General features: G+C 37.8%; 15 protein-coding genes. 11 read left to right on the top strand and 4 right to left on the bottom strand.

The features are described 5' to 3' along the window. Window positions 1-93: 93 nt before the first annotated feature. Window positions 94-1,524, top strand: coding sequence for a S41 family peptidase (locus tag LY11_RS09585; protein ID WP_111633492.1), 1,431 nt, complete (start codon window positions 94-96; stop codon window positions 1,522-1,524). Then, the gene (locus tag LY11_RS09580) at window positions 1,521-2,570 is read left to right on the top strand and encodes a sensor histidine kinase (RefSeq protein ID WP_111633491.1); all 1,050 of its coding nucleotides are present in this window, start codon (window positions 1,521-1,523) and stop codon (window positions 2,568-2,570) included. Before LY11_RS09585 ends, LY11_RS09580 begins: the two co-directional genes overlap by 4 nt. A 292-nt stretch (window positions 2,571-2,862) precedes the next feature. Here LY11_RS09580 and LY11_RS09575 read toward each other — a convergent pair whose 3' ends face one another. Continuing rightward, window positions 2,863-4,134, bottom strand: coding sequence for a glycoside hydrolase family 71/99-like protein (locus tag LY11_RS09575; protein WP_111633490.1), 1,272 nt, complete (start codon window positions 4,132-4,134; stop codon window positions 2,863-2,865). Between the two features lie 398 nt (window positions 4,135-4,532). Between LY11_RS09575 and LY11_RS09570 the strand changes: the two genes are divergently transcribed. Both LY11_RS09570 and LY11_RS09565 read left to right on the top strand, forming a co-directional pair. Then, window positions 4,533-5,417 carry a polysaccharide lyase gene (locus tag LY11_RS09570; protein ID WP_111633489.1) on the top strand — a complete coding sequence of 295 codons (885 nt, stop codon included), beginning with the start codon at window positions 4,533-4,535 and terminating at the stop codon, window positions 5,415-5,417. Window positions 5,418-5,529: 112 nt separating this feature from the next. After that, the gene (locus LY11_RS09565) at window positions 5,530-7,419 is read left to right on the top strand and encodes a 7TM diverse intracellular signaling domain-containing protein (RefSeq protein WP_211321518.1); all 1,890 of its coding nucleotides are present in this window, start codon (window positions 5,530-5,532) and stop codon (window positions 7,417-7,419) included. Window positions 7,420-7,526: 107 nt separating this feature from the next. Here LY11_RS09565 and LY11_RS09560 read toward each other — a convergent pair whose 3' ends face one another. After that, entirely contained in the window at window positions 7,527-8,570 is a 1,044-nt protein-coding gene (locus LY11_RS09560; protein WP_111633488.1) for a hypothetical protein, read from the bottom strand. Between the two features lie 149 nt (window positions 8,571-8,719). On the opposite strand from LY11_RS09560, the gene LY11_RS09555 reads away from it, so the two are divergent. Next, window positions 8,720-11,086, top strand: a complete 2,367-nt coding sequence (locus tag LY11_RS09555) for a TonB-dependent receptor (protein ID WP_111633487.1) — start codon at window positions 8,720-8,722, stop codon at window positions 11,084-11,086. A gap of 22 nt (window positions 11,087-11,108) precedes the next feature. Here the strand turns inward: LY11_RS09555 and LY11_RS09550 are convergent, their stop codons facing one another. Then, window positions 11,109-11,831 (bottom strand): hypothetical protein, encoded by a 723-nt coding sequence (locus LY11_RS09550; protein ID WP_111633486.1) that lies wholly within the window; start codon window positions 11,829-11,831, stop codon window positions 11,109-11,111. 113 nt (window positions 11,832-11,944) lie between these two features. On the opposite strand from LY11_RS09550, the gene LY11_RS09545 reads away from it, so the two are divergent. From LY11_RS09545 to LY11_RS09530, 4 genes are all read left to right on the top strand, one after another. Then, a complete protein-coding gene (locus LY11_RS09545) occupies window positions 11,945-12,823 on the top strand; it encodes a DUF3828 domain-containing protein (protein ID WP_111633485.1) in 879 nt (292 codons plus the stop codon). A gap of 35 nt (window positions 12,824-12,858) precedes the next feature. After that, the gene (locus LY11_RS09540) at window positions 12,859-13,380 is read left to right on the top strand and encodes a DUF3828 domain-containing protein (protein WP_111633484.1); all 522 of its coding nucleotides are present in this window, start codon (window positions 12,859-12,861) and stop codon (window positions 13,378-13,380) included. 171 nt (window positions 13,381-13,551) lie between these two features. After that, the gene (locus LY11_RS09535; protein WP_111633483.1) at window positions 13,552-14,406 is read left to right on the top strand and encodes a DUF3828 domain-containing protein; all 855 of its coding nucleotides are present in this window, start codon (window positions 13,552-13,554) and stop codon (window positions 14,404-14,406) included. A gap of 201 nt (window positions 14,407-14,607) precedes the next feature. Then, window positions 14,608-15,162: a DUF6985 domain-containing protein gene (locus tag LY11_RS09530; protein ID WP_111633482.1), complete on the top strand. Its 555-nt coding sequence runs from the start codon at window positions 14,608-14,610 to the stop codon at window positions 15,160-15,162. An 81-nt stretch (window positions 15,163-15,243) separates the two neighbouring features. Here the strand turns inward: LY11_RS09530 and LY11_RS09525 are convergent, their stop codons facing one another. After that, window positions 15,244-15,846: an HD domain-containing protein gene (locus LY11_RS09525; protein ID WP_111633481.1), complete on the bottom strand. Its 603-nt coding sequence runs from the start codon at window positions 15,844-15,846 to the stop codon at window positions 15,244-15,246. A gap of 114 nt (window positions 15,847-15,960) precedes the next feature. Here LY11_RS09525 and LY11_RS09520 point away from each other — a divergent pair, with 114 nt between their 5' ends. Beyond that, window positions 15,961-16,752: a methyltransferase domain-containing protein gene (locus LY11_RS09520; RefSeq protein ID WP_111633480.1), complete on the top strand. Its 792-nt coding sequence runs from the start codon at window positions 15,961-15,963 to the stop codon at window positions 16,750-16,752. A gap of 102 nt (window positions 16,753-16,854) precedes the next feature. Next, window positions 16,855-20,520 (top strand): phosphoribosylformylglycinamidine synthase, encoded by a 3,666-nt coding sequence (gene purL, locus LY11_RS09515; RefSeq protein WP_111633479.1) that lies wholly within the window; start codon window positions 16,855-16,857, stop codon window positions 20,518-20,520. Window positions 20,521-20,601 lie beyond the last annotated feature (81 nt).

Genomic DNA, 20,601 nt, shown 5'->3' with positions numbered 1-20,601 from the left:
TTTCATGTTTAGTTATAAACTTTCAGCATGAATGGATAAGACTAACCATTTATAATTACATAGTATCTGCTTCAAAATACAAACAACAATAAAATGAAAAAAATATTTATACTGGTTTTAATTTTATTGCCTGTTTTATCCAGAGCCCAGACCTGTAATTGCGCTGATAATTTTAAATCCCTGGTACAGAGAGTGAAAAATAATTACGTTGGTTATCGGGATAAGGTAACCGAAGCGAATCAAAAGAAATTTGATGTTTTCACTGATAGTTTGCAGCAAGTTGCGGCTTCAGCCGAAAAGATGAGGTGTTTCGATATTTGCTCGGAGTGGCTATCTTTCTTTGAAGATGGTCATATTAGAATGCAGTTTAAGCCAGGAAAAGCTACAAAAGCTGAAATCAGTGCCTTTTTTGCTACTTCTGAAAGAACAGACTGGACTGAACGGGATTTTGATAAATATCTGCAAGATAACAAAGGAAAACTTGATAGGATAGAAGGATACTGGACTTATGTTTTTAATACTTATAAGATAGCTGTAGTCAAAGATTCCAGCAGTAAAGAAGATGAATTTATTGGTTTTATTATCAAATCAGGTAATCCTGAATGGACACCTCAGCAAATAAAAATCAGGATAAAAAAGGTAAAAGATAAATATGAACTTATTTACTTTAGGGGAGTTGACCATGGCAAAAACTTCGGGGCTGTTTCCTTAACTGGAGATCATATGAACCCTGGTAATTTTGGGATGTGGTACAAGAGCATGGACCTTTTCAATAAAGATGATGAAGGAAAAGTACCAGTAAAACTTAATCAGTCGCCATCATTTAAAATATTAGATGAAGAAACTAATCTATTAGTAATTCCTTATTTTGCTATTAAGTATAAAAAATCTGTAGATAGTATTTTGGAGCGTAATAAAGCGCTCTTGCTAAAAACAAAACACCTGATTATTGATGTTCGAAATAATCCCGGAGGCCTGACAGGTACCTTCGCGCAATTATTACCTTATATTTATACAAATCCAATCTATACCGATGGTGGAGTTGTCTGGGCAACAGCAGATAATATTAAAGATGGGTATGATACTGATATGTCTGATCTTTCTGCAGATGATCAGAAAAAGTTTAAGAAAGATGTTGAAAAATTGAAGGCACACGTTGGTGAATTCTTTCCGCTTTATCCCGCAGATACTATTGAATTTTCTCAGGTTTTAAAAAATCCACAGCGTGTCTCTGTGTTAATGAACAGGGGGAGTGCAAGTTCTGCTGAGCATTTTATTTTAAGAGCTGAGCAAAGTAAAAAAGTTACGCTGTTTGGCCAAAATAGTGCGGGTGCAATTGATTATACGGAGATTGTGAGTGGAAAAATTCCATGTAGTTATTTTTCGGTTCTTTACCCTGCCTTCAGGTCAAATAGGGTAGAGAGACGCAGGTTGAACAATATCGGCATAAATCCTGATGTAATTATCCCGGATAGTGTTTCGGATTGGGTTGAATTTGTACGAACTTATAAACCTGGACATTGAAGAATTCAATAGATTATAAGCTAATATCTTATCATGTTATATTCTGGGTATTTCATTTAGTTTTCAATGGATATGAATCTATTTTTCAGCCTGGTGATCGTTACTGGATGGTTTGGCTTGACGTTTTTTGTGCACAGGGAACAAATATTTTATTGGTTTATCTTATTATAGCCCTGTGTTCCAGATATACTGTTCCGTTAAAAATCATCCCATTAGTTATTGGGATTATTGTGATTTACTGGTGGTATTTCTTCATGTGGTACGAAATAAATAATACGCTCAGACCCTTAATTAAAACCTGGCCAGTATTCAAATATAATTTTCTGTACTTTATTGTTATTATACTTTGGGCGTTTGTTAAGTTTGCATTTTTTGGTTTCGGCTATGCTATTTGTATAAATTTAATAAGGCGCGAAAAACATACAGCAATTATAGAGCGGGAGAAACGTGTGGCTGAGTATGAGTTTTTCCGTGCACAGATTAATCCTCATTTTTTATTTAATACGCTGAGTTTGTTTTATACAAAATCTTTGGCCCTATCTCCGGAATTGGCGGATGGAATTATCACTTTATCTCAAATCATGCGCTATGCTCTGGAAAAAAATGAGAATGGTAAAATGGTACTTCTTTCTGATGAATTGGAACATGTAAACAATGTGATTAAAATTAACCAGATGAGATTTAGCAGCAGATTGCATATTGATCTGAAAATTGAAGATACATTTCCATCAATTCAGGTTGTCCCACTAATTATTATAACAATTATAGAAAACGTGTTAAAGCATGGAAATTGTGCACTGATTGAAGATCCGGCTATAATTCACCTGTGTAATTCTGAGGATGGTTATTTCCTTCACTTATATACTTATAACAAAAAGAAGATAACATTAATTGAAGATGTTAATGGAATCGGGATTGAAAATATTAAAAAGCGACTCGATTACCAGTATGGTAACAATTATGAACTGACCATTGATGATAATAATGATTTTTATACATCGAAATTAAAATTGCCAGTTACTCACCAAATTGATTTTTATTCTTAATCCCTCACTGATTTATGCAAATATCCAAAAGGTATAGTTTAATATTTTATCATTTTATTTTCTGGGTATTTTATTTTTCGCTTTATGCTGTTACTGAGTTTGTCGGTATTCCTGATACTTATTTCTTCAGTTTTCCTGATATATTTGTCACACAGTTCCCCGGTGTAATTATTGTTTATTTAAGCATTTTTCTTTTTTTCAGGTATACTATTCCGAATAAACCAATACCACTGGTTCTTGGCATACTTGCTATCCATTTGGTTAATTGTATGGTTTGGGAAATAATTAAAAATTATATAACTCCACCAATAACAGGTTCGGTAGGTCTGACAGCAGTCAGAGGAATCTGGCCTTTGAGCATTTTGCCACCATCATTTGTTAACCTCAGATAATAATCTGAAGAACAATTGATGCCGTCTTCGTTGAGGGCAAGGAAATTACCTCCCGAAGGAACCATGGAAACATTCTCTGCGGTTTTGGCAATCTGATTACCTTCATTGTACTCATCGAACATAGAAATGTATATCCCCTGGCAGCCTGCCTTGATCATATTGTAAAACTGATGCCACATAAAATCACCATGGGCACGCTGTCTTTCTTGTAAATCGCCGGGTAATACACAAGGTTGATAATCGATGCCATTCGCATTACAATAAGCTTGATCTGGTACATTGCTATTGTTATAAAAGTTGTCAGAATCGTTGATATTGCCAATTCTTCCTACCATCCATGGGGAGATCATATTTAAAGCTTTATAAGCTTGAAGGAAGTTTGGCCGTGAATCGCTGTTTTCTTCTCTCCAATGTGCAGGGACACCACCAATAACATAACAACCCTTTGCTTTGAACCAATTGATAACTTCTAAGCATACAGCCGCAGACCAGGGATGGTTATTATCATCAAACCCAAATCCCCAGATACAAACTACTGGTTTGCCGTTTTGTTTGGCATAGGCCGCAGAAGCTGTATAAGCAGACATTTTGGAGGTCCAGTCAGTTTTGAGTTCTGACTGCATGTTTGTCCAGCCGCTTACATCGTACATGATATAAAATTTCCGGTGATGCGCTTCGGCAGCTATTTTAACTTTATTCGTAATCGCATCCCTTATCGGGCCTTCCCAGCCATTGGGATTAAACCGTTGTAATGCTGCTGCATCTATACCGTTTTGTTCCATCCATTTGAAATGAATATCAATAGTCTGGTCATTATAGGAAGAAAATAGTTTGGCCTGCTGGCCATAACCGAGGTTAGAGAATCCTGTTTGATAAGAAGCAGTGTACTCCCGCATATCTGGCCAGGACTTAATTCCATTATTACTATTGGAAGGTTGCTGTGAAGCGTTTGGAGCCCAATGCCACCAGGCATTAATTGGTGACCCATCGCCAATACAGGCGAACCAGCCCTGATAACCAACTGTAATTTTACCAACCACATCACCAACGGGTGAGGATTGTAACTGCTTTTGGTTTTGTGAACCATCAGCCTGAACGTTAAACTTCTGCTTTGCGCAGCTAAATAGCAGGCATAATGCCGCCATCCAATAAAGGTTATTGATGTTTTTCATAGAAGGTATTTATATAAGATGTTGAAGGTATTTGAATGTGATAAACAGTCTTTTGGGCTGATCTGCGGCCGAATATATCAAATAATAAGTTTAAGAATAAATTTTTGGCACGGGCCCGCTTGCTTTTTTTAATCTTTTGAAGACCATAATCCGGCAATTGAAAAAAAGAATAAATATTTTTTTGTGGTGTAAGCGTATCAAAGGTAAAATGAAACAGAAGTTAAAGCGGTTACAAGTTGATGAAGGCGCTTATTGTGTTAAAAAATCTATGATTTATAGCGTATCAATTATTTTTTAATTATTTGATATATAGTTAATTGTAAAATTATTCTCTTGTTTATGTCAATAAAACTCCTTTAAATTTATAGCAACCAATTTATAAACCAAATATTTATCTAATGAACAAACAGACTACTAAAAGACAGTTGATGGCTAGTATAGTTTTGCTGGCAGTTTTATTCGGGACAGCTTGTAAAAAAGATGTCAATACAAATGAACCGGGTAACCAAAATCAGGAGGCTTCAAGAACCGAAGTCAATGCCGTAAATGGAGATATAAATGTGAACTGGGAAAACAGGACCAATGGTTCAACTTATACCAATTCACAGGCAGCTGCAGATTTTGGAAACATTTCAGGGTGGCAAGAATCAAGGGCATTTATAACCAATGGAAAAGACGGATCTAATGGTTTAAGAGTTACTTTGTTACCAAACGCGCTATCAGGAGCAGGGGGCCTGATTGGAAATGTAAATGTGAGCCAGGGAACCGCTTATGAATTAGATTACGATGTAAAATTTCATAGCAATTTCAATTTCAGCAGAGGTGGAAAGATTGGTTTCGGCTTTGCAATTGGCGAAGGGAATACCGGTGGAGATCCAGGATGGGACGGAAATGGTGGAACGCTCCGCTTAATGTGGTATTCACCAAGTGCAGACCGGGTATTCTTTCAACCTTATGTTTATCATAAAGATCAGCCCACCAAATTTGGTGATACCTATACTAAACGCTTCCCTGCAAGCGGGTCACTTCAAAAAGGAGTTTGGTATCACGTCCATATGTATGTGAAAAGCAATACAGGTTCAAATACTAACGGACATGCGCAAATTATTATCAATGGTCAAACCATTCTGGATAATGATATTCGCTGGACTACAAATGATAGTCAAAGATTAATCAATAAGCTTACATTCCATACTTTCAGAGGAGGAAGCCAGGAAGAATGGAAAGCAAATACTACAGATTATATCTATTACGATAATTTAGTTGTGAATAAAATCAATTAGTGCACTCAACTGGTCTGGCAATCATTTGCCGGACCAGTTATTTGATTGTTAAATTGTTCATTGCAATTGATTATATTTAATCATCCTGTGATTAACATCTTTACAATTTTTAATGAATAAACCTGTATCTAACCCTTCTAAAGGCCATTTGGTTAAAATCCTTATGGTCATGTGTTTATTTTTAACGCTGACAATTGAGCTGTCTCACGCACAAAAGATCATTCCTGTTAATGATAAAGTCCCTCATTATATTTTTTCTTATGGAGAAATTGAGTATTTGGAAGATAGCACAAATGTTTTGACATTATCCGATATTTTAAAGCCCGCTGTTCAGTCAAAATTCCTGATCAATAAGAAGTATACGCCAAAGAACTACCACGTTACCTCTGCTTATTGGTACAGATTTAAAATAAAGCATGCTAAAGCATCTGCTAAAAACTGGATACTGGAATTCTTTGATCAGTCCATTAATCATTTTGGCCTATTTGTACCCGATGGCAAAGGTCATTACCAGGCTTACTATTCCGGGACTGCTTATCCATTTAGTCAAAGAGAATATCAGCATAAAAACTTCATTTATGAGCTTAATAATGATTCTAATGCCACGCTGACCTATTATGTACGGATAAAATCATCGCAGTCAGTAAGCGCAATTATGGTATTGCGGGATATACGCTGGTTTGTAAAATATGCACTGAATGAATACCTGATCTTCGGGCTGTTTTATGGAATGGTGATCGTTTTCAGTTTGTATAACCTGCTCATGTTTTTCGCAGTCAGACAAATGCAATATCTCTATTACGTCTTGTACAATCTGAGTATCGGCTTATACGAAATGAGTATTGATGGGATAGCCTTCCAATACCTTTGGCCAGACTGGCCTTTAGGGAATGAGTACGGCATTGGCTTTACTTTGTACTTAAGCAGTGTTTTCGCATTAATGTTCACGCTTAATTTTCTTTACGTCAAAACTAAGGCCCCCAGGCTTTATCAATTAATTATATGGGTTATCATTTTACGCAGTCTGTTTTTTATAGTCTGTCTGTTTAATAAACATCTGTTTAGTTATAAACTCGTAGAACTGATCCCATTATTGGTTGCTTATGGAACTGGTATCTATATTTTGAAGAACCGTTACCGTCCGGCAATGTTTTTTGTGATTGGTTATACCTTTCTGGTAATTGGTTTTCTGATTAAGATCCTCTTGTTATTGAATGTACCCTGGATGCCATATGGGCCATTTACTTATTATAGCCTGAGTTTCTGTTTTATATTTGAAATGATTCTTGTGTCTTTTGCAATTGGTGAGCGTGTAAGAACACTGCGTAAAAATGAAAGTGAAGTGCAAAAGAAAATGATTCATCAATTGCAGGTTAATGAAAGTCTGAAAGATACTTTAAACAAAGAATTATCTACTCTCGTTGATCAGCGCACACAAGAAGTAAGACTGAAAGCCTCTATTATTGAAAAGCAGAACGAAGAGATTTCGTTGATGAATACGATGTTGGAAAAGGATAACCAGGAGCTGCATTTGAACATAGAGAAAGTAAACAAAGCGAGGGTTATGTCTGATCATGTTGATTTTGCGGAGTTCAGTAAGATTTATCCAGATAGGGAAACCTGTTTTAAATATCTTTCTGAGCTGAAGTGGGCAAATGGATATGCCTGTCGTAAATGTACAAATACGTTTTATCTTGCTGGTTTCTTACCCTATAGCAGAAGATGTACCAAGTGTGGGTATGATGAGTCAGTAATTTCGTATACTATTTTTCAAAATAGCAAGATTCCCATTAATAAAGCTTTTTATATGCTTTTTCTGGTGTACTCTACAAAAGGGAAGATTTCTTCCCATAAACTCTCAGGATTATTGCTTATAAGACAGAGTACATGCTGGGCATATAACAGTAAAATGCAGAAGATTCTGGAAGAACGTAAAAAAGAATTAAAGACCAGCGGAGAGGGGGGATGGAGTAAATTGGTACTGGATTCAAACCATACTTAAACTAAGAGAGCATTTCTTTTAACAATCCAAACCAGGCAGCATTGGAGGATGATAAATAATTAAGGTCAATAACGAGATTACTTGCTTTGATGGCGAAAATGTTGCGGTTACAATTTTACCTGCCTGATGATATTCTTAATATTTAACTCTACAATATCAGTCATAGTTTGACAGCTCAGATAATTCAGATCTGCATAATGTTCCGACATGCCTTTTTTCAATGATTCTATATTTTCTGGCGTGGTTAGGATTTCCGTATTGGATACGTCCCGCAAATCGGTCAGGCGATGACGTTCACTGCGAACGCGGTGCAATATCGACGATTTCTCTTCCTGCTGATACTGCAGAAAAGTCTTATCAGATAGTTGCTCCATACACATCTTTACATAAGGAAGGTTTTCTTTAAAGAACTGTGCAAGGTATACTTTGATATTTCCTTCGTAAAACTGCTGATCAAAGTCAATAGCTCTGATTCTGAATTGAATGTCGTCGAAGTCGGGTGTAATCTGTACCACGAAATTATAAGCACGCATATCGCCTAATAACATAACTAAACAGCGCTCATTGAATTTTACAAACTCCTTCGCTATACGGGTAGGGTTATATTCAGGGTTGTGTAAATACATCTTTGCAAAAACGTCTCCGGGTATTCCTGCAACATGCTCCTCAATCAGCGTTTCCCCATCAACAAGATAGTTAACCTGGTTTGGTGATAAAATCTCTTCCAGCTCCAGTCCGTAAATCCGCGAAGCATCTGCCTTTTTCACATAAAAGTAGTCATACACATCATTTAAGCGGTTTACAATTTTAATCCGGAACGGGTGTGTATTACCAAAAGTGCAATATTCGATTTTCTCAATATACTTATGCTGTACAATACGAAGATTACCCGAGGCTTTTAAATTAGCATAAATGACTTTCAGGCCATTGTGCAGCTGTTCAATCCGGTCTGCAGGATAAATAGGGCCTTCCCAAAGTGAATCCTTTCCATATTTATCCATGATAGGATAGGCTTCATTAAAAACTAACAAATCATTATAAGTAATTGGAAGTTTTGAATCCCGCTGATAGGTTCTCAGGTATTTTTGCAAAGCAGGCGTAACTGGGAAAATAGGTTTTTTACGGGATATTTTTACATCATTAGGTTCCATGTACGGGCAATTTACGCTTAATCGGTGGTAATATATCGTTTCTTTTCAACTACAAAGAGAGATATTATCTAAAGTGTATTTAGACTGATTACAGATAATGTTTATCTTTGCCGATGTTATTATTACACTTACTCCTATCATATTATTTGATGAAATTCTTACTTACTACGCTTTTACTACTCGGTTTTCATACCGTTTTCTCTCAAACAACGCAAACAACAGGAAATATATCCGGTAAAGTTTTACTCGTAGATGGTCAGCCGGCCGGATCAATTTCAGTTTCTTTAATTGACCTTGCCAAACATACATTGACGAATGAGCATGGTAATTACTCTTTTAATCATATCAGCCCTGGAAAGCATACGATCAGAATTCAGATGCTGGGTGCTGCTCAAAAAGATCTGGCTGTAACGGTGATTGCCGGAAAAACCATTACTGCCGATTATCAGTTAAGCAAAGAAAATGTTCAAGCATTGCAAGAAGTTATCATCGGCGGTACATCTAATAAATTTTCCAGGAAAGAGAGCGTTTATTCTGCGCGTCTTCCATTAAAAAACCTGGAAAATCCACAAGTTTATATTTCTATTCCCAAAGAGCTTATCCAGGAACAATTAGCAGTTGATTTAGGTAGTATCTCTAAAAATGTTCCCGGCTCCGGAATCCCAATGCTCGCCAATCAAGGGAGGGTAACTTTTCGTTCCCGGGGTTTTGAAACTGAACCCATGGTAAGAAACGGAGTTGCTGGCTTTGCATATACTGCTATTGATCCTGCTAACCTGGAACGTATAGAAGCCATTAAAGGTCCCTCAGCTACTTTATTTGGAAATAACCTGTCTAGTTATGGCGGTTTATTTAACCGGGTAACCAAGAAACCTTATAACGGGGTAGGTGGTGAGGTTTCGTTATTTGGTGGTAGCTGGGACTATAAGCGAATGGCCTTTGATATCAATACGCCATTAAACGCAGAAAAGACTGTATTGTTCCGTTTAAACGGTGCAGGTACTTATGAAAAGAATTTTCAGGATTCAGGATATACAAAAAGCTTTAGTGTTGCCCCAAGTTTCTCTTATCAGATCACGGATAAACTTTCCATGCTGTTTGATGTAGAGTATGGGCAAGCTGAAGGAACATCCGTAGTTCGTTTTAATCCTTATACAAAGACAGATCCGGCTGCTAAAGTTGTTAAAATACAAAATATCAGAGACATGGGATTTCCTTACGATAAATTGTTTGGAAATAATGATTTAGCTTATAGAACACAGATGGTCAATGTATTTGCCCAGTTTAACTATAAAATGTCTGAAAAATGGACTTCCCAGACTGTGATGTCCAGGTCCAGTACCGCGATCAGAGGTTATATTTCAGCCCTGAATGGTGTTTCAGATACAGAACTGACTGCTTTAGTGATGCGGGGTTATACTTCATTTATTGCAACTGATATTCAGCAAAACTTTATAGGGGATTTCAAGATCGGATCACACCGGAACCGTTTAGTTGTTGGTCTTGATTTTTATAATAATACCAATACTTTTGATAGAGTTCAGGTCACAGGACCGAAAGTTGATTTTGTTAATCCTGGCAATGATGCTGGCATCAGCAAAAAGATTATTGATGATCTGGCACCAACTAAAGCCGGGAAAATAAGAAATGAATCTAATGCAGATAATAGCTATGCAGTTTACGCGTCAGATGTTTTTAACGTGAGTGAAAGACTTTTAGCTATGGTAAGTCTTCGTTTAGATCGTTATCAGGCTGACGGGACAACAGTTGTCGCTACTGATCTCAATACCGGGGCTTTTGGCCAGACCGCGCTTTCCCCTAAATTAGGATTGGTTTATCAGGTAGTTAAAGACCGTGTTTCTTTATTTGGAAGTTACATGAATTCTTTCACCAATAAAAACGGTACTAAGATTAACGGAGATATGGTTAAACCAGAGCAGGCAAATCAAATAGAAATGGGCGTTAAAGGTGATATATTTGATCATAAATTAGTAGGTACAATCAGTTATTATAATATCAAAGTAAAAGATATTGTTCGTCCGGATGTAGCGAATAATACCTACAGTATTCAGGATGGAGATCAAAAAAGCAGAGGAGTAGAAATTGAACTGACGGCAAATCCATTTCCGGGATTCAATATTATTGCGGGTTATGCTTATAATGACAGCAAGGCTATCGGAGGAACTCCGGATACTGAAGGCTTAAGACCAGCCTTATCGGGACCTGATAAGATGCTCAACTTTTGGTTGAGTTACAAATTTCCGCAAGGAGCATTAAAAGGTTTTGGTGCTGGTTTTGGCGGGAACTCAGGAAGTTCATCTTATCAAACCAATACCAAAACTTCTAAAGTGATTATTCCAGGTTATACCATGTTTGATGCCACTGTATTTTATGATCAGCGCCGTTTCAGAATCGGGGTTAAAGTTGATAACCTGACCAGTGAAAAGGCCTGGTCTGTAAGGTTAACCCCTCAAAGTCCGGCGCGTTACCTGGCGAACCTGACCTTCAAATTCTAAATTAATTGTTACAGTTTGTTAGTTAATCAACTAACAAACTGTAATTACAACGGTATCTTATACTAGTATAAGGCAACCCTTTATAACTGCCTGCCTCTGCTAAATTATAATCCTGTCTGATGATATATAAGCCTTTCATCACGGGCATAAAAGCAGCTTCACCATGCGCATCTATTTCAAGTGACTTCTCCCAGTTTTGTGGATTAAATACACGTAATTTCGTACCACTGACGGCCGGATTTCCATTATTGAAAGCCCTTACGATAATCATTTTATCTCTGGTAGCAGTAACTATATCTAAAAACTGGACAGGCTTTTCTACGTATCCCGTATGCTCAACAGTGTAAGCCGCACATAAATAATCGATCGGGCGTACACTCTTTCCGCCGGTTTTTGAACGGTCTACAACCGGAAGAGACTCATTGCGTGCTAAAATCTGGTATACACCCTTTTCCCGGGGAGTAAAAGTACCTTCCCAGCAATCTGCTTTAGGATTGATCGTGACCACCGTTGTTTTACCTTTTTCATCCAGGACAGTCACTTTGAAATCGCCAAGCGCTATAAGTTCAGGTCCTGTTTCGCGGTGACGGATATTATACTGATCAATTTCACCAAAACAGATTTGAATCTGTACAGGCTGATTTACTTTTCCCGGGCCTTTAATCACAAACCAATAACCATGCGCCTGGCTGATCACCGGTAAACAGACAAGAAAAAATAGCAAGCTGTAAATAATTCTTTTCATAATGCGGGCAAAGGTAAATATTTCGGGATTCAAATAGGGGTATAGTAGCTAAATCGCGTTTACAGAATTATAAAAGCTGTTTCAAGCCGCTTACTAACTTTAAAAATAATTATATGAAATTAAAAATCCTGTTATCATTGATCGTAACGACGCTCTTAATCAGTTGTAACCCTTTCAAAAATAATGAGATTAACAAAGTGATTAATGCCTTCTATAATCACCACAACGGGTCTTTTGAGGAAGTCAACAAAACCTTACTCTCCACAGGTTTATCCTCTTTAATAGACAAAGCAATTGCAGAAGAAGTAAAATCTGCCGAAGAACTCAAAGCCTTAAAATCAACAGATAAGCCAAATAAGATTGAAGGGGATATTTTTACCAGTCTTTCAGAAAGCTTCACCTCTTATGAGATCGGGAAAACCAGTATTTATGATGATAAGGCTACTGTTCAGCTCGAATTCACGAATAACAAGGCAGGCACTGAAACCTGGAAAGACGACATCGAACTGATTAAAGAAAATGGTGCATGGAAGATTGATAATGTCCGTTTTAAAGGCGAACGTGCTTTTGGTAAAAGTACTAAAGATATTTTGTCGCAATTTTTGACCCCAATTACTGCAGTAAATTCTGATGCTGACGATCAGCGGTGCAGACTGTCAGCTGGCAATCAATATCAATGGAGTAACCTTAAAAAAGGATGTATCCGTGTTCTTGAATTGCCTTTTAAATTAAGAAGCATGGATAAAGGCTCAATAGCAAGTGTCATCTTCTCTGATGATCAGAAAAAGGCAGAAGTATTTACACAAAACACAAGCTGGGTGTTAAACAAGAAATCTTTGACAGCTTATGAAACTGAAGCTTCCGATCAGGGTGTCTTTCTGGAGAAAAGAAATAATGTGTGGAGGCTCGGAGAATTAAAAGACGGTAAAACGATCTATTCAGGAAACGTAGAGTATGCCCCAGCTGTTAAAATAAAATACTTGTTAAAATAAACCAATATACGCTGTTAAAATAAATCCATATACTGATGATTTTCAAAATCCTGTTATCAATTATTACCGCTGTAGTATTATTTAGTTGTACCAATTCTAAAAGTAATAGTGCAGCTAAAGCTGTTGACGCATTTTATAAAAATTACAATGGCCCCTTTGAAGAGGTCAACAAAACTTTATTATCAAGAGAACTAGCTACACTGATAGATAAAGCTATTAAATTAGAAGAGCATTCGGCCGCCGAATTAAAAGCTGCAAATTCAACAGATAAGCCAGCAATGATAGAAGGAGATATTTTTACAAGTCTGTATGAAAGTTTTACTTCTTTTAAAATTGTACGTGTAAAAACTGACGGGGACCTTGCCACTGTACGCGTAGAATTCACCAATCAGCGGGAAGGAGATATTGTGTGGACAGATGAGGTGAAGCTGATCAGACAAAATGGGAACTGGAAGATCGATGACGTACGTTATGGATTGAAAAATGCAACCCTCCCTAACCTTAAAAAAGGGCTGTCAGATTTCCTGGCTCCAGAGCCCGTTGTCAATGAAAACTGACAAGCGATAAGAGGTTCGGAAACAGAAAAACGATTTATTTAATAAACAAAGTTACTGTGTTATCATTCAAATACTTATAGGTTAATTACCGTGATATTATTTATTGTCCTGTCTGAATAATTGCTTATATTAGATAATGCTATTTTTAGCTGAAAACCAAATATTAAGCTTATGAAAATCAAAATTCTATTTTTTCCTCTTATTGTTATTGCGCTCTTATTTAGCTGTAACAATACTCAAAGTAATGGGGTCACTAAGGTGGTCAACACATTTTATAAATATTATAAAGGCAAATATGTCGGCGCTGATAAAGGGATGCTGTCTGCCTCCCTGGCTGTATTAATTGATAAAGCCCTTGAAAAAGAAGCTACATCAGCAGCAGAAATCAGGGCTGCAAAATCAACGGATAAGCCAGCTATGATCGAAGGGGATATTTTTACCAGTTTGAATGAAGGATATACCGGTTTCAAAATTGGTGAAACTAAAATTGAAAGAGATAAAGCCACAGTCACTGTAGAGTTTACCAATAAGACTTATAACAATACCATATGGAAAGATGATGTGATACTGATCAAAGAGAACGGTGCCTGGAAGATTGATAACGTCAACTATAAACAGGACGCAGGTACAGGTAAAAACATCAAAGCCGTTTTAACGCAATTTTCCTCTGCAGCAGTTTCTACCCCAGGTGTTGTGGTAGGTGGGGATTCAGATGCGCATGGTTGTAAGGCTTCTGCTGGTTATACCTGGAGTGTACTTAAGAAAACCTGTATCCGTGCATTTGAATTGCCTTTAAAGTTATCAAATCCTTCAGGAACTCTGATGGCAGGGGTTGCCTTTTCTGCTGATAAAAAGCAGGCTGAGGTATTTGCGAAAGAAGGTAATATTATTTTAAACCAAAAAGCTGAAAATTCTTATACAAGTACAACCCCTGATGGTGGTATGTTCCTGGAAAAAAGAAATGGAAAATGGGAATTTGGCGGGTCCAAAGACGGTAAAGCTTTATATACTGAAAGCAAGAAATAGCGTTTTTACTTTATACATTACCCCCTGATTCAATACTATATAACTTTCAAAATAGCCTGTTCATTTAGTGAACAGGCTATTTTTATTTACATCACATCGACGAGCTTCATAAAGTTAATTTATTGATTAATAATAGGCTAATATTGCCGTGAATGATAAGTTTCTTGATAAAAATGCTTAATTTTTCACAAAAAAGCAGACATGGGAGAAAAGATCATATCAAAAGTAATCGGAACTTTAACTGAAGATGATAGCCTTTCAGATTGGTGGATAGGAGGGAAAATTGAGATCCCGTTTTTTGATCAGCAGAAGGTAGGTGTCAGTTTTACCGATTATGACCGGGAGCATGATGAAACTTTTTTAGCGGAGGCTGATGATGCTTTACAACATTTTTTAGCATTGACTTCTGCAGACCGGAAAGCTGTGACCCATCTTGTTTATAAAAACTGTTTAGATTTTCTGGAATTAGCGGAGCCTGACGAGGCAGATGATGATTTAAGGGCAATTACTGAGGAGAATGAGATTTGGAAATTTGTGCAGCCTACAGAAATTTATGTGACAAGACGGTTATATGAACAAGAAGATCTCTATGTTCAGGTTGCCTGTGCTTGTGATTGGGATCAGGAACATGGGTTACAATTAGTTTTCAGACAAGGCAAAAAACTGACCAGGGTAAGTGGGCAGGATGGTCATTTAACCGAAGCGGACGCTTATGGCAAACCAGATAGTGAAGACTATCTATTATCTCAATTTTAGATTTACTCCATGAAAAAGCAGAATTATATGGTCAGCAGGAAGCAGAATCAATAAATTCTACTCCTGATCTGGCCTTTTTTACTACTCCTGATCCGTCTTTTTTATATATCCTTTCACCACACTATCATTGATTAATGCTTCAGTGAAATCCCATATAGTTTTAGAGCCGTCCTGAATTTTGATGGTTTTTTCCATAACTGTATGATAGGGAACACTGTGTTCAGTCCAGGTACCGCCCTGGTTAGATACATTTTGTAGAATCGGTTCAAACCTGTCCATCGACCGCGCAAATCTGGCCTCTGAAGTATTTCCTGTTTCAAACTCTTCCCAGATGGCAATAAATTCCTCTGCTTGTTTTGCAGGCAACAAGCCAAATATTCTTTCTGCCGCTTTACGCTCTGCCTCTGTATTGTCGTGGTTTACAATGGTATCGTATAGAAAAACATCACCTGAATCAATCTCTACCAGGTCATGGATCAACAACATTTTTAAGACTTTTAAAATATCTACAGGCTCATTGGAATGCTCTGCTAATGTAAGTGCCATCACAGCAAGGTGCCAGCTGTGTTCCGCATCATTCTCTCTGCGGTCACTATTAAAAAGGCGTGTTTTCCTTTGAATGTATTTAATCTTGTCGATTTCGTGAATAAAAGCAACTTGCTGAAGTAATATATCTAAGTTCATGATGATAAATATCTTTTTCAAAGATAGAAATGGAAAATGGTTATCATAAGAATCCGATAAGAATTTTCTAACTTAAAGCGCTAAATAACCATTTAGCATAAACATTAATCTAAAATGAACAAAACTATACACCGGGACCACCAAACCACCAATAAAATATTCGATAACAGGAGCTTAGAGAAAGATTATGCGACTTTAATCCCGATCCTTAAAAATGGTTTGCGCGTACTGGATATTGGCTGCGGAACGGGGGCAATATCAAAAGATATTGCAGAAAGGGTAGGACCAGAAGGCTCTGTCACCGGAATTGATAATACAGAGAAGTTTATTGTCAGTGGTAAAGAAAGCTATCAAACCACCCTGAACCTGCAACTTATTCACCATGACTTATTCAGCTATGAAACTCAGGAGAAATTCGATCTGATTGTTTCCGCCCGCACCTTACAATGGTTAAGCAATCCAAAAGAAGCACTGTTGAAATTCAAATCCCTGTTAAAACCAGGAGGTCAGCTTTCTATTCTGGATTATAACCACGAACAATTGAGCTGGCAGCCACAACCACCCGAAAGCATGTTAACCTTTTATCAGACCTTTTTAAGATGGCGTGCTGATGCAGGGATGAACAATCACATTGCCGAAGATCTTGCCGGTTATTTTGCAGAAACCGGTTTTCAGGAAATTGAAGTGTTTAATGCAGAGGAAGTTTATCAGCAGCAGGATGACAACTTTTTACAACGGATTGGCATCTGGTCAAAAGTTGCAGGTTCTACACAAATGGTAGAGGAAGGTTATCTGGAAGATTCCCTTAGATTAAAAGCAATTGAAGAGTATGACCAGTGGATAGTCACTGATGCGGAGCAAATGATCATGAAGTTAAAAGAAGTGAGAGGGAAAACACCCCTGTGATTCTACATCTTAAAGTAGAATTTGCATATTGTTGCATCTATTTTTGCAATATATAGCGGCGTAGAATTTTTTTAAATTAAATTTGCGCCATAAAAACATACCATGATCTATTTCTTCTCCAACGAGCTTAATACTGTTTTTGCTTTACAATCAGAGCAAACTCTCTCATCGTCAGATATTTCAAAGTTAACTTGGCTGTTTGGCGGTGCCCAATTCAAACAAGAAACCGTTTTGACGGAGTTCTTTATTGGCCCGCGCGCTGCAATGGTAACCCCATGGAGCACGAATGCTGTTGAAATTACCCAGAATATGGATATTCACGGGATCATCAGAATTGAAGAGTTTAAAAACACAACAGCAGACTTTACTGACTTTGACCCGATGCTGTTTCAAAAGTACAGTGAACTTAATCAGGAGATTTATACGATCAGTATTCAACCAGAATCTATTCTGCCAATTGAAGACATCGCGGCGTATAATCAGCAAGAAGGCCTTTCCTTAAGCGAAGAAGAAGTAGATTACTTAAATAAATTAGCAGAAAAACTAGGACGTAAACTAACAGACTCTGAAGTATTCGGATTTTCTCAGGTTAACTCAGAACACTGCCGTCACAAGATTTTCAATGGTACGTTTGTGATTGATGGAGAAGAACAGCCATCATCGCTATTCAAACTGATCCGTAAAACATCTGAAGCTAATCCTAACGGAATTGTTTCAGCCTATAAAGATAACGTAGCCTTCGTTAAAGGCCCGAGAGTTCAGCAATTTGCTCCTAAAAGAGCTGACGTACCGGAATACTATGAAATTAAAGACTTTGATTCAGTAATCTCACTCAAAGCAGAAACACATAACTTTCCAACTACAGTAGAACCCTTCAATGGAGCAGCTACAGGTTCAGGAGGAGAAATCAGAGACAGGTTGGCCGGTGGTCAGGGTTCATTGCCATTAGCGGGTACTGCTGTTTATATGACATCTTTCTCTCGTCTGGAAGAAAATCGCCCATGGGAAAAAGCAGTAAACGAAAGAGACTGGTTGTACCAAACCCCGATGGACATTCTGATCAAAGCTTCAAACGGAGCGTCTGATTTTGGTAATAAATTCGGTCAGCCATTAATTACAGGTTCGATCCTTACTTTTGAACATGAAGAAGACGCAAGGAAACTGGGTTATGATAAAGTAATCATGCAAGCAGGCGGCGTAGGTTATGGTAAAGCTGACCAGGCACAAAAAGAAAAACCTGCCCTGAATGACAAAATTGTTGTTTTAGGCGGGGAAAACTATAGAATAGGAATGGGGGGGGCTGCGGTATCCTCAGCAGATACAGGAGCTTTAGGTTCAGGTATCGAGTTAAATGCCATTCAGCGTTCAAATCCTGAAATGCAGAAAAGAGTTGCCAATGCAGTGCGTGGTATGGTAGAAAGCGATCACAATACTATCGTATCTATCCATGATCACGGAGCAGGTGGTCACCTGAACTGTCTTTCTGAACTGGTTGAAGAAACTGGTGGAAAGATTGATTTAGATAAACTGCCGGTTGGTGATCCGACCCTTTCTGCCAAAGAAATTATTGGTAACGAATCTCAGGAACGCATGGGGCTGGTTATCAGTGAGAAAAACATTGATACCTTACAGAAAATTGCTGACCGTGAAAGGGCTCCGATGTATACTGTAGGAGAGGTGACAGGCGATCACCGTTTTACTTTTGAATCTGCAACCAATGGCTCTAAACCAATGGATCTGAAAATGGAAGACATGTTCGGCAGTTCTCCAAAAGTAATCATGCAGGATAAAACGATTGATAGAAAATATCAGCCCGTAACTTATAATACTGCAGACTTGAATACTTACCTCGAGCAAGTATTACAACTAGAAGCTGTAGCCAGTAAAGACTGGTTAACAAATAAAGTTGACCGTTGTGTAGGCGGCCGCGTTGCCAAACAACAATGTGCAGGCCCATTACAATTACCTTTAAATAACTGTGGTGTAATGGCACTGGATTTTCAAGGTAAAGACGGTATTGCAACATCCATTGGGCATGCACCGCTTTCAGCCCTGATTGACCCTGCTGCGGGAAGCAGAAATGCAATTGCAGAATCACTATCAAATATCGTTTGGGCTCCTTTAAAAGATGGTCTGGAAAGTATTTCACTTTCTGCCAACTGGATGTGGGCTTGTAAAAACGAAGGAGAAGATGCCCGCTTATATAAAGCTGTAAAAGCATGTTCAGAGTTTGCCATCAGTTTAGGAATTAATATCCCTACTGGTAAAGACTCTTTATCCATGAAACAGAAATATAAAGACGGAGAAGTTATCGCGCCAGGTACAGTAATTATTTCTGCTGCTGGTCATTGTGATGATATTACTGCAGTTGTAGAACCTGTTTTACGTAAAAGTGGTGGCGCTATCTATTATATCAATCTTTCCGGAGACCGTTATAAATTAGGCGGTTCATCATTTGCACAGATCTTAAATAAAATAGGTACTGAAACCCCTGATATTTTAGATGCAGCACAATTCAAAACAACTTTTAATACTTTACAAGAATTAATTAAAGCAGGAAAAATACAAGCAGGACATGATATAGGCAGTGGAGGTTTAATTACTACGCTTTTAGAATTGTGTTTTGCAGACCGTAATCTGGGTGCAAGCCTTGATCTTTCTGCTTTAGGAAATCAGGATATTATAGAAACACTTTTTGCTGAAAATATCGGTATCGTATTCCAGGCTGATGCAAGCGCAGAAGCTATTCTCGATGCAAATGGTGTAGTTTATCATCAAATAGGTACGGTGAACGAAACAGCTCAGTTAACTGTTAAAAACGCTGCTGGTAACTGGAGCTTTGATATTGATCATTTACGTGATGTATGGTTTAAAACTTCTTACCTGCTTGATCAGAAACAAAGTGGCCCGGTTAAAGCTAAAGAACGTTTTGATAACTATAAAAACCATGTATTAAACTATAGTTTCCCTTTAAACTTTGACGGTAAAAAACCAGTTATTGACTCTTCTAAACCAAGACCTAAAGCTGCTGTTCTTCGTGAAAAAGGAAGTAACTCAGAAAGAGAATTGGCAAATGCGATGTATTTAGCTGGTTTTGATGTGAAAGATGTACACATGACTGATTTAATCTCAGGCAGAGAAACCTTGGAAGACATCCAGTTTATAGGTGCAGTTGGTGGATTCTCTAACTCGGATGTTTTAGGATCGGCTAAAGGCTGGGCAGGAGCATTCTTATACAATGAGAAGGCGAAACAAGCGCTTACAAACTTCTTTAAGCGTGAAGATACGTTATCTGTTGGGGTATGTAACGGTTGCCAATTATTCGTTGAGCTTGGTCTGATCAATGAAGACCATGAAGAAAAACCTAAGATGTTACACAATGATAGTGCAAAACATGAGAGTATTTTTACCTCACTGACCATACAGGAAAACAATTCTGTAATGCTTTCCAGCTTAGCAGGAAGTACTTTAGGCGTGTGGGTTTCACATGGTGAAGGTAAATTTCAGTTGCCATACGCAGAAGACCAGTACAATATCGTGTCGAAATATGCTTATGAAACCTATCCGGCTAACCCTAACGGATCTGATTACAATACCGCTATGATCAGCGATAAAACAGGAAGACACCTGGTGATGATGCCGCACATTGAGCGTTCATTGTTCCAATGGCATTGGGCTAATTATCCTGAAGGACGTAAAGATGAAGTTTCTCCCTGGATGGAAGCTTTTGTGAATGCAAGGGAATGGATTGAGAAATTAGCCAGATAGATTATTTAAAATAGCTGGACCTGCAAATAAGCAAGTTCTTTATAATGGCCTGATGTACTATCTTTGTATAGTAATCAGGCC

The sequence above is a fragment of the Pedobacter cryoconitis genome (assembly GCF_003259615.1).
In the GTDB taxonomy this organism is placed as follows: Bacteria; Bacteroidota; Bacteroidia; order Sphingobacteriales; family Sphingobacteriaceae; genus Pedobacter; species Pedobacter cryoconitis.
Note: the sequence above shows the minus strand (reverse complement) of the source record. Positions and strands in the feature narration are given on the sequence as shown.

What these genes read in the sequence shown, in the direction of transcription:
- LY11_RS09540 (WP_111633484.1), top strand. Translation starts at nt 12,859, where the DNA reads ATGATTTTCAAAATCCTGTTATCAATTATTACCGCTGTAGTATTATTT.
- LY11_RS09575 (WP_111633490.1), bottom strand. Translation starts at nt 4,134, where the DNA reads ATGAAAAACATCAATAACCTTTATTGGATGGCGGCATTATGCCTGCTA.
- LY11_RS09535 (WP_111633483.1), top strand. Translation starts at nt 13,552, where the DNA reads ATGAAAATCAAAATTCTATTTTTTCCTCTTATTGTTATTGCGCTCTTA.
- LY11_RS09555 (WP_111633487.1), top strand. Translation starts at nt 8,720, where the DNA reads ATGAAATTCTTACTTACTACGCTTTTACTACTCGGTTTTCATACCGTT.
- purL (WP_111633479.1), top strand. Translation starts at nt 16,855, where the DNA reads ATGATCTATTTCTTCTCCAACGAGCTTAATACTGTTTTTGCTTTACAA.
- LY11_RS09560 (WP_111633488.1), bottom strand. Translation starts at nt 8,570, where the DNA reads ATGGAACCTAATGATGTAAAAATATCCCGTAAAAAACCTATTTTCCCA.
- LY11_RS09520 (WP_111633480.1), top strand. Translation starts at nt 15,961, where the DNA reads ATGAACAAAACTATACACCGGGACCACCAAACCACCAATAAAATATTC.
- LY11_RS09565 (WP_211321518.1), top strand. Translation starts at nt 5,530, where the DNA reads ATGAATAAACCTGTATCTAACCCTTCTAAAGGCCATTTGGTTAAAATC.
- LY11_RS09525 (WP_111633481.1), bottom strand. Translation starts at nt 15,846, where the DNA reads ATGAACTTAGATATATTACTTCAGCAAGTTGCTTTTATTCACGAAATC.
- LY11_RS09570 (WP_111633489.1), top strand. Translation starts at nt 4,533, where the DNA reads ATGAACAAACAGACTACTAAAAGACAGTTGATGGCTAGTATAGTTTTG.
- LY11_RS09550 (WP_111633486.1), bottom strand. Translation starts at nt 11,831, where the DNA reads ATGAAAAGAATTATTTACAGCTTGCTATTTTTTCTTGTCTGTTTACCG.
- LY11_RS09585 (WP_111633492.1), top strand. Translation starts at nt 94, where the DNA reads ATGAAAAAAATATTTATACTGGTTTTAATTTTATTGCCTGTTTTATCC.
- LY11_RS09545 (WP_111633485.1), top strand. Translation starts at nt 11,945, where the DNA reads ATGAAATTAAAAATCCTGTTATCATTGATCGTAACGACGCTCTTAATC.
- LY11_RS09530 (WP_111633482.1), top strand. Translation starts at nt 14,608, where the DNA reads ATGGGAGAAAAGATCATATCAAAAGTAATCGGAACTTTAACTGAAGAT.